The sequence below is a fragment of the Hyella patelloides LEGE 07179 genome (assembly GCF_900659865.1).
In the GTDB taxonomy this organism is placed as follows: Bacteria; Cyanobacteriota; Cyanobacteriia; order Cyanobacteriales; family Xenococcaceae; genus Hyella; species Hyella patelloides.
In genome coordinates this window covers 1-10,907 of sequence record NZ_LR214006.1, presented here as the reverse complement: position 1 = coordinate 10,907, position 10,907 = coordinate 1, and the positions used below count along the sequence as shown (strand labels likewise).

7 protein-coding genes are annotated in these 10,907 nt (G+C 37.6%); 1 reads left to right on the top strand and 6 read right to left on the bottom strand.

What is annotated here, in order from left to right; all coding sequences use genetic code 11:
* Positions 1–227: 227 nt before the first annotated feature.
* From H1P_RS25990 to H1P_RS25965, 6 genes are all read right to left on the bottom strand, one after another.
* Complete coding sequence (locus H1P_RS25990; RefSeq protein ID WP_144873012.1) at positions 228–1,310, bottom strand: D-alanine--D-alanine ligase family protein; 1,083 nt, start codon at positions 1,308–1,310, stop codon at positions 228–230.
* Between the two features lie 230 nt (positions 1,311–1,540).
* Entirely contained in the window at positions 1,541–2,020 is a 480-nt protein-coding gene (locus H1P_RS25985; protein WP_144873009.1) for a GNAT family N-acetyltransferase, read from the bottom strand.
* A 200-nt stretch (positions 2,021–2,220) separates the two neighbouring features.
* Positions 2,221–3,627, bottom strand: a complete 1,407-nt coding sequence (locus tag H1P_RS25980; RefSeq protein WP_144873006.1) for a sodium/proline symporter — start codon at positions 3,625–3,627, stop codon at positions 2,221–2,223.
* A 482-nt stretch (positions 3,628–4,109) separates the two neighbouring features.
* Positions 4,110–5,444, bottom strand: a complete 1,335-nt coding sequence (locus H1P_RS25975) for an ATP-grasp domain-containing protein (protein WP_144873003.1) — start codon at positions 5,442–5,444, stop codon at positions 4,110–4,112.
* A gap of 138 nt (positions 5,445–5,582) precedes the next feature.
* Positions 5,583–6,413, bottom strand: coding sequence for an O-methyltransferase (locus H1P_RS25970; protein ID WP_144873000.1), 831 nt, complete (start codon positions 6,411–6,413; stop codon positions 5,583–5,585).
* A 1,225-nt stretch (positions 6,414–7,638) separates the two neighbouring features.
* Positions 7,639–9,705, bottom strand: a complete 2,067-nt coding sequence (locus H1P_RS25965; RefSeq protein WP_144872997.1) for a sensor histidine kinase — start codon at positions 9,703–9,705, stop codon at positions 7,639–7,641.
* 82 nt (positions 9,706–9,787) lie between these two features.
* On the opposite strand from H1P_RS25965, the gene H1P_RS25960 reads away from it, so the two are divergent.
* Positions 9,788–10,486 (top strand): RibD family protein, encoded by a 699-nt coding sequence (locus H1P_RS25960; protein ID WP_144872994.1) that lies wholly within the window; start codon positions 9,788–9,790, stop codon positions 10,484–10,486.
* Positions 10,487–10,907 lie beyond the last annotated feature (421 nt).

Below are 10,907 nucleotides of genomic sequence, written 5' to 3'. Positions count from 1 at the left end.
CTTTGCCGATCTGCAAAGCAGCCACTTCGTGACCACGAGGAACGAGTGAACCTCTCTCGCTGAGATATAGCGATCGCTATAATACTTGTAATTTTGTGTATTACATTTAGACGTGCGTAATGAGAATTTAATGTATATATATCAATAGCAAATCAAAATAAAAGGGACATTCAATTGAATATCCCTAACAAAATTAATTAGATATTATTAGTAAAAAATTCTGGCAATTATGAATCAACATACTTGAATAAAGAGCCACAAGCAACGCGGGTTCGTTTCGCTGCATTAGTCCATAGTTTTAACGCCACATCTTCTAGTTTTTGACCATCAGCAGTTACCATTCTGGATAAAACGCTAGCTTCAATAAAAGACCAAAAAGAGCAAGACTCTAACATATAGGGTTCTTGAGTTTCTGCATGAATACGGAAATCATAAAGGGAGTAATCGCGATAGCCTAAAGTATTGTGGGCTTTTTTAACAGCATCAGCTAGTTTTTGTGCTAATTCTGGGCTAACTTTTGCAGGACAAGCAATATCTACAGGCTGTCTGGTTAACATTCCATCGTCTTGAGTCCCTAACTTATCATCTTTTGTTCTGATAGGATTATTTTCGGTTAATAGATATTCAATCGCAGGTAAGACACACAATTCTCCATCTTTTTCAATTGCACCTACTCGTAATTCTCTTCCTGGGATATATTCTTCAATTAATAAGATTTTGTCGTATTTAAATCCTGCTTCTAATGCGGGTGCAATTTCTGCTTCTTTTGTTACTAAGGTGACACCCATCGAGTTATCTTCTGAGTTTGGTTTGACGACAAAAGGGGGTTGCATGGTTAAAGTCTCACCTCGTTTTAACTGTTGTGCTTTGGCTACTCTTACTCCCGCAGCAGAGACAATATTTCTCGTATGAGATTTATTGGTAGCTAGGGCGTTACAGTCAGATTTTGCACCCACTACAGGTATTCCTAAGATATCTTCAAAAAAGGCTCTGTAACTGGTCATCCCAGGAACACAAAACATATGAGGTACAACTACATCTATTTGAGGTAGCTGATTAATCATTTCTTGCAGGGAAATTTTGTTACCAAGGTTATCTAAAGATGAACCCAATTGCCACAAACCATCAGGAGACATCACTGCATAGTTATTTTTTACTCCCGCAGGTTGGACTACCTCTTGAGCATAAAGAACCGATAATTTATAGTAAAAATCGGAAACAGCAGAGCCTACTAAGTGTAAAACAGATAATTTATTACTATCAAATTGAGATTCTATTTTTTTGGAATTAATGGGAGAAAATGTAGTCATGATTATTAATAATGAGATATTTGAGTTGGTAAATAGTAAATTAGATTTGGCTGCTGCTAATCAAAGAAATTAGTCATTTTAAATAACTTTCTTCCCTGAAAAACTAAAAATTAAGCAGAAATTGAAAGCTCAACATAGTCTAAATAATGTACTGAGTTTTAGAGCTTTTCTCAGTGTATTGATGCTTGAATTAATGGCGATCGCATTTTCCTAATTGATAAACAAACAAACTATTTCGTACTTGTCAGAAATTTACGAAACACGATTTTATCTTCCCCCGCTTGATAAAATTCTCGAACCGTCGCCTCTTGCTCGTAACCGCATTTATCATAAAAATCTCTTGTACGCTTATAGCTTTCTAAACTAGAAGTCTCCACCAGCAGTATTCTTTCCCCATGCGCTGCTAACTTTTGCTCGATATACCGCATCATAGAAGTACCAATTCCTCTTCCTTGACATTTAGGATGTACGGCAATTAAGTACAAGTTCCAAGTTCCCTCTGTCATTCTTTCTGGCGCACAATATGCGGTCGCCACTGGGTTCTCATCTACGTAGGTAAACCAGATATCGCTACTATTTTCATTATCGAAGTAGTCAGACATCATTTCATCCAGCATATCTGAAGGAAACAAGTCGTTAGCGTCAATTACTGCTTTTAAAGCTGTCAGATCCCTAGACACGATCGGTCTAATGTTGTTGTCTATTGTCATGGTTGTCCTGTACAGTTTATTGATAGTGGGATTTATAGCGATCGCCTTAATTAGAAATTAGTAACTTACAGCCGTTTTCAGTTAGATAGACTCCGTTTTTAATTAGTTAGTTCGTAGCCCTAAGCTCTAAGCTCTAAGCTTTAAGCTTTTTAAAATTTGATTGTGGACGACGAGTTTGAAAAGCGCAGTCAAAACAATCACTAGTTTTTATTAACTGTAATTTTTTTCCCCATAAACGAAGAAGATATCAAATAAACAAAAACACCCGCAGTCATACCAGGAAAAACTTCATAAACTGCGCCAGAGAGTTGTAAACCCAATTTCCAAGTCATAGCGGTAGCAATCCCTGTAAGCATAATGGCGATCGCAATTGGAGTAGATACGGGCTTTTCAAAACACCGTAAAATGAGTAGCACTCCTAAACCAGAAGCTAAAATCGACCAGGCAAAGGTAATTAAACCAAAGACACTATCATTATTGATTAAAGCGATCGCTAGAACAATAGCTGTGACAATTAAAGTACCGATTTTGGCAAACTTATAAGATTTTGCCAACCCAGGAAACAAGTCTTGAGTTAACGCAGCCGAACAGGATAGTATCTGAGAATCAGCCGTAGAAATAGTGGCTGCGAATAAACCAGCAAGCATCACTCCGACTAAAATTCCTGGTAACAACTGTTGAGATAAATCTAGTAAAGCTAATTCAGGATCGTTTAATTCTGGAAGTAACAACCGCGCAAATAAGCCGATAGTAATCGCAGCAAAAGCAGTAAACAAACCACAAATTATTTTGATATCCCGCGCTTTACCCATATTATTCGCCGAATTCAATGCCATAGCTCTTACCAAGATATGAGGTTGCCCCACAACACCAAATCCTGCGATTAACCAGCCAATAAAAAAGGGCATAAACCCCCAAGCTAAGTTATCAGGAAACAGAGTAACTAAGTTGGCATCTACTTGTTGCAGATTTGTATATAGATTACCTACGCCACCTCCTGCGAAAATAGTTGTAATTAAAAGCACCAACAAAGCAACAATCATGACAATACTTTGTACCGAATCAGTCCAAATAGAAGCCCGAATCCCTCCAGAAAAGCAGTAGACAACCACAATAACTGCACCGATGATAATACCCACCGCATTATCCCAACCAAACAAGCTATTGAGTGCTTTACTTCCCGCGAGTAATTGTGCTGCTGCATAAGTACCTAAAAACACGATGGTAATTAGTGCTGAAATAACAGCAATCCAACGATAACCAGGCTGCTTTTGTGCCAAAAATGCAGGAACGGTTTCCGTATTAGAAGCCTCTGAAACTTGGCGTAATCGCTTAAAAACTAACATCCAAGCCAGATAATCTCCGATCGCCCAACCAATTGCCAACCAGATACCCGATAAACCTTGAGTGTAAGCATATCCCACCTGACCCGTAAATAAGAAACCACTTTGCCCAGTGGATAAAGCAGATAAAGCGATCGCCCAAGAATTAACCTTTCTCCCCGCTAACAAATAATCAGCAGTAGTATCCTGTTTCTGGGTTGCTGCATACATACCCACAATAGTAAATAAGATTAAGAAGAAAATGAAAGATAAAGCGATCGGCATTTAAAGAACAAGGAATGAGGAACAAGGAACAAGGAGATTATTGGATAGCAATTATCAATAAGAGACATTAACTCTTAATAAAAGCCAACATCAAATCAGAAACTCTTTGCTGTGCTACAGAATTTAAATTTATGCTAGTTGACATCATTTTTAGTGGTTAGTCCCGTCCCATCTTCGTCCCAAAATAAACGGGACTTGTACCCATCGCATTGGGGTATAAATGAGATAATATCAAGCGGGATAATATGGTTAGTTGTTCGTGGTTAGTGACTCGCCGTTGATTGGTATTTACTTATGACCAACGGTCAGAGCAGGCTCAGTCGTGTCTTGACGAGCATTCACTTGCGCGACGCGGAGCGAGTCCTTTAGGGTCTTACGCCGACGCGGGGTCTCGTCGCTTGTACGGCGGAGTAATCTCTGACTTACCAATTAAAAAACTTCCTCCTTCCTCCTTTCTCATTTCTCGTTCCTTACTCCTTAATTTAGTCTCCGCCGATTTCGACTAATTTGCCGATGTTGAAGTCAATTTTGACCCAACCTTTGAGACGACGTAAGTTATCCAATAACAATAAAGGAATTTGCCAGTTATGAAGCATTAAAAAGGGTAGAGGGTCATCTGCTTGTAAAATCGCATCCGTTCCTTCAGTTACCTTTTGCCACCAGTTTTTTAATTCTGCTAAAGAACGTATACCTAATAGTCTCCATAATTCGTGATATGTCCAATAGGTAGGCTTACTATTGGGTAAAGGAGTAATTGGTTGTTCGCCTGGTTCACCATCATATAAGTATGCTGCTGCTACTCCTGGATGATCGTGAAACATGGTAATAGCAGAATGCAAACGAGGGTTACATTCAATGGGATAAACCGTACCGTCTTCAGTTTGAATCATGTCAAAACAAATTTGTCCTGTGAGATTCATTTTTTGGACAAAAGTTTCTACCCATATATAAATGGCTGGATTCTCTACTTGTTCGTAGTTAACTTGGAAAGGAGAAGATTGAGAACAACAATGCAATCTAATCTTTCCCTTGCGCGCCGTCGCATGAAAACAGTATTCTTGTCCGCGAATAAATTCTTGCATTACCCAAGGCTTCTTTTCGCTAATCGGTAAACTGCGAATGTAACTTTCCATTTCGGGAAAAGGTAAGCGAGTTAAGTCTAAGCGCAGTACAGAGTCATAGGGGATACTTTTGACAATGTATTTGCTACCATCACTCTCAAAGTCAAAATCTAGTATCTGTTGCGGGTCAGTAATTCTCAATACTTTGGGTGCAGACAGACCTAATTCTCTGGCTTTGGAGCAGAAAGCGTGTTTATCATCCAGAATGGCGGTTATTTCTGGATCGAAATGAATTGATTCACAATAAGGCTCTAAAGCTTTTTTGGCTAAAGAATCATAGTAACTAGCAACGGGACTAGATACGGGAACAAACAGATCGATGTCTTTTTGTTTCGCTATTTCTACTAAAGCTTGACAATAGCCTTCTGGGTCTTTTTCGGGTACGGGGACAGTAAAAAAGCCTTGAACCGCACGAGAAAAACGATGACCAGACAGCCAATATTTATGGGTTTCTACCAGATAAACCTCATGTCCATCACGATAAAAAGATCGCGCTAGCTGCAAAGCTTTGGTCATTTTCGCCCCTGTAATCAGGATTCTTTTCTTTGCTACTGGGGTTTTCATAGTGGCGTTATCCGAACGAGAAAAAATGCTACTTAGTAGAGACAAAATTATCATTGCCAAATTAAAAGGCAACAGAATTAACAATAGTAACAGAGTACTTAAGTTTTTTGCGATCGCTGAAATCAAATTCATGATATGAGGGAAGAAAGAATAAGTAGCAAGTAGCAAGTAGCAAGTAGAAATTATTTATTATTTAGTCACTAACCACTAACTACCAACAAGCCACAAGCCACAAGCAATAAGCAATAAGCAATAAGCAACTAACAAAATTTACTTTCGTTTAATAATAGTCAACCCATCTCTAATAGGAACTAAAACCTGTTCTACACGGGGTTCTTCAGCTACGAAATGATTAAAGCGTGCGATCGCTTTTCCGTTGGCTGTGCGTTGTTCTTGGGGTAAATAAGGTTGTCCTTGTAAAAGGGTATTATCTACACAAATAAAGCCATCATCGGCTAATAAATCGCTGTCTAAGAGCAAACGTAAGTAGTCTATATAGCCACCTTTATCGGCATCGACAAATACCAAGTCAAAAGATTCGCCATCTTTAATCAGTTGCTTCATAGTTTCCATTGCAGGTGCAACTCTAACCTCAATTTTCTTACCGTGAGGAGAAACGGCAAAACAGTCGGTAGCAAACTGGGAGACATATTCATCTACTTCACAAGCGAGAACATAGCCATCGTCGGGTAAAGCTTCAGCGATCGCTAATGCCGAGTAACCAGTGAACATTCCTACTTCTAAAACTCGTTTAGACTTACTGATAGATACCAACATCTTGAGCAATTGTCCCTCAATGTGTCCTGAGAGCATCTCTTGTTCCAAAGCTTTTACGGTTTCGCCGTCACTAAAGCGTTTACTCCAGTCTTCCTGCTGAGTTTTAGTGGTTAGATTAGCTAAAGCATCTGATTCAGAAGTGGTGCATTCTTCTAAGTAAGAATCCAGTCCTGCTACTAATTTGTATGCTGAATTTAAAGATGCTTCAAATTTAGTCGAAACTGACTCTGTTTGTGCTGCACTAACAATCTGCTCCAACTGCTGAACCAGAATACCCAAAGGAGTTACAGGTCTAGCTGTATTTTTTTTTAATGTACCTACCACAATTAATGCTCCCTAATAACAATTGTTCTGCTTATTTTTCGCACTTGCGTGCATAGCGTGCTTCTTTCTATCTAAAATTTACAAACACACAACCAAAATTTCCACAAAGTAACTTTGTAGATTGACCAACGGTCAGAGCAGGCTCCGTCTTTTTAAGGCGGAGTACCTTCGACCGAGAGGAATGGCGAGATTTCCTCGCCATATCTAACTTTTCAAAAAAATTCAGGTAACTCAAAGCTAGTTATCACTTTGGCTTACCCATGAATATAAGATACAGAAAAAGTAGCATTTCCATTGGAGGCAATGGCAGAGCGATACTTTATAACTGTCTAAATAATCGATACTTATAATCTAAATTTACAGAATCCTATTTGCTGGAAACATAGGATATCCAGATTAAATTACAAATAAAGCTCAACAAAAAAGTATTGATTGATAGTTCTCGATAATCCTGTATGGATGTTGGTGAATCAGAGTATAATCAGCAAACTAATTAGCCTCTTACACAATACAAAGAAGTCAAAAGCTAAATGCCATAAAAAGTATGATCATTTAATTCGTTCTTTCAATCAGCAACTTCCTTACATAATCTTACTTAGATATGTTTAACACATTTTTTTCTTGTAAGCATTAAGCTCAAGTTGTATTTGAAAAACATTAGTTTTGAAAGTCGCTAGTTTACTGAACTCCACATAAGTGATAACTTAATCGATCGCAATTCACTTTTACTATCAAAGCAATTATGTCTGATATAAACAGAGTTTATCACTGTTTGTTAAAAAATGTAAATTTATTAAATTTAATTTACATTTTATTAATCTACTCGGAACTTAATCACTTAGCGAATTGACAAGTAATCAGCTAAAACTTAATCCAAAGCACTAAATCAGAAAAAAATCAACAATCCGAAGTATTAAAATAATGAGTAATAAGTAATGAGTCAAGCCCGAAGTTTGGTTAAAAGCCGAGGGCGCTTTATTTGAATTAAATTCAAATGCTTGAGTCGCCCGTTCCTCATTTATGAGGGAAAATAAAAATATAATTCAATTATTGAATCCTCGCTCCTTTGGGCTGAGGTAATGACGAGTTACTCTAAACTTCACTACTCATTACTAGTGAACCTCACGCTTGCTTGCTTGTAGCTAATAGCTTATAGCCTATAGCTGTAAGCCATATTTTGCGTAACACAAAATATCAAGATAATTCCCAGCTAAAAGTTAGATATTTATTCTGATTCTTTTTTGAGAGGTAGTCTAATAGTAACTGTTGTACCTTGACCTTTTCCTGCACTATATAAATCAATACTTCCGCCCATTAATTCAATTAAATTACGAGAGATGGCTAAACCTAAACCCGTACCACCAAATTTTCTAGTCGTTGAACCATCCACCATTACAAAGGGACGAAATAGTTTTTCTTGTTGAGATAATTCAATGCCAATTCCTGTATCACTAACTTTAATTATTACTTCTTCTAAGATTACAGGTTTTTCTGCTGGTGAAAAATTGTCAATCGCTTCATTGTTATTAATGTTATCGATCGAATCTACAGAAACTGAACCATCAGTAACTTGTTGCCAATCTGTTTCGCTTGTCCATTTTAGGTTGGGATTAGCTAACTGAGAATATAGTAAATCACTTTCTTTTTCCCGAGCATTTTGAGGATTTATTACATTAATATCAATAGTAATTTTTCCTTGTTCTGTAAATTTAACTGCATTGCCAACAATGTTAATTAAAATCTGTTTTAATTTCGAGCCATCAGCACTAACGTAAATTTTTCGCTCCCAGCTAGAGGCTTTCAATTCAAGATTTTTTTGTTGAATGTCAACCAATTGTAAATCAATAACTTCGTTAATGATTTTACTCAAATCTACTTTTTCAATCATTACCGATAGTTTTCCAGCTTCTATCTTAGAAATATCTAAAACATCATTTATAATTCCTAAAAGATGAATTGCTGCATCATCTGCTTGGTCTAAAAAATCATTTTCTTCTTCTTTGCTGTCACAATAGCCTTCTTTAACAACCCGAATACAGTTAATAATCCCATTAAGAGGAGTTCTTAATTCATGAGAAGTAGTTGCCAAAAATTCACTTTTTAACTTATTAGCATTTTGCGCTTCTTTCCAAGCAGAAACAATTTCATCTCCCCAAGCCGTTAATCTAATTACCATTTTGTCTATGGCAGAAGCTAACTGATTAAATTCACGAATCTGAAAATTATCTACCAAACGATCTTGAGCGTTTAAATGTTCTTCTTTAAGAGTGTAGTCGCGAATTTTTTCGAGGGGGCGTGCCAATTCTTTGGAGATATAAATCGTAGCTAAAGAAGTAGCTGCAATTAGTCCAATAGTCATCACAAACAAGACAATCCGAATATCTTTAAGGGGCAGTAAAGCAGCATCTATAGGAGTAACAGCTAAAATAATCCATTTTTGTTGATTATCTTGAGTCACAGGACTAGAAATGGCACTATAGCCCGCTAATAGCTCTACTCCATCCTTTTCCAGATAAAAAAGATGTAAAAAATTTGGCTCTCCTGCGATCGCATTTTGCAGTAAACTACCCAAACGCTTAGCATCAGGCATTTGCCGAATATTACGCCCTACCCGTTGGGAAAAAGGATGAGCTAAAATAACTCCATTTTGATTAATAACCACAGGATAACCCTCTAAAGAACCAGGCTCGACCTTTTCTTGATTGAGAATTGCTGATTGGACACTAAGGGCATAGCGCAAACGTCCATTGCGATCGTATACTGGAGCAGTTAACCACAACTTCAATTGATTTTGAGAAGGTTGTTGTCCTAAAGTGGGTTTGCTCGTTAAGCTTTGCGGGGGTAATAATAATTTGACGTGTACTTCTTCAGGGGTTGTCACGACACTTTGCTGTCGTCCCTGCCAAGAAGTATCATCAAGGTCGGGAATTTCACCACAAGTGGTAGCCGTAACGCGATCTGCAGTCAAATCTTTTAATTGAACACAAAGGATATTAGTGGGTAAAATTTGAGCAAGTTGAGCAATATATACTTGATGATCTTCTACCGAGCCATTTTTGAGAATAGCTGCATCACTGGCATTAGCCATATTAGTTTGCAATGCTTCGATAGATTGAAGAATACTTTCACCCTTACGCACTGCACTTTCTGTTAAGTTTTGTCTTGCTGTTTCTAAAAAGGCAGAACGAGCTTTGCGATAAGTTACATAAACTCCCAGCAACAATACAGGAACACTTAAAAGCAACAAACGCGATAGCAGTATGCGACGAAAAGAGGATTGACCAAATGGCATGACAGGGGTTTTAAAGTTAGATAAATCCGATATCCACACTATTTCAATGATATCTATTGCTTGTCTCTTTTTCTGGTAAATTATGAATTTACGTCCTCACACCACTGTTATTTTAGCTATGACCGCCGATGGCAAGATTGCAGATCGAGCAAACTCTCCTGCACGTTTTGGTTCAGCTATAGACAAAGCTCATTTAGAATCACAAGTTTCTTTAGCTGATGGAGTTATTTTTGGTGCAGGAACTTTAAGAGCTTACGGTACAAGTTTACCCATCACTAACCCACAATTAATCCAATCTCGCGAAAACCGTTCTCAAAGTTGGCAACCATTTCACATTGTAGTCTCTGCTTCGGGAAAAATTAATTCTCAGTTAAAGTTTTTTCAACAACCCATACCCAGATTGCTCTTAACTACTGAAGAAGGCAGTTTTTTATGGCAAAATAACGATTTATGGCAACGTATTTTAATTGGAAAAGTTGACTCTGATTCCTCCAGCTTTCTCTGGGATAAAATTTTGTTTCAACTACTCTCTTTCGGTATTAACAAATTAGCTGTTTTAGGAGGCGGAAATTTAGTCGCTTCTTTGCTAGCTATTAATGCTGTCGATGAAATCTGGTTAACAGTGTGTCCTGTAATTTTGGGAGGATTTGATGCGCCAACACCAGTGACAGGAATGGGTTGGTTACAATCTCAAGGTATTAAGTTGCATTTACTAGAAGTCAAACAAGTTGAACAAGAAGTATTTTTACACTATAGGGTAAGCTCTACCTACAGGGATTAACATCAGTTAGATAGTGATTTTGTTTCTAGATTGATTGATTGATTGTCAGCAAATTTATTTGTATATTGCTGATAATTAGCTTCTTTTACCCACAATCCCACATCACTTATACTCTTACACCCAAAACTTATTTGTCTCAAGTACACAGGTTTGTTTTGCACTGATACTGAGCCGAAAATAGAGCGATCGCTATCTTAAAGCCATAGTTTCAGAGAATTCCCTTTTGTGAATCATAAACATTAGACCTCTTGCAAAAGTCTTTCGTGGTACGATAAAAGATTTAGTTATTTTAATTTGAGGCGATCTCGCGGAGCGAGGCACTGCGTGGTCTGCGAAGCAGGCGCTGCGCGATCGCTATTAACTAAAAAACTTTATTAAAACTGTTGCAAAAGTTTTTTATGATAAGGTAAAAGGTTAAATT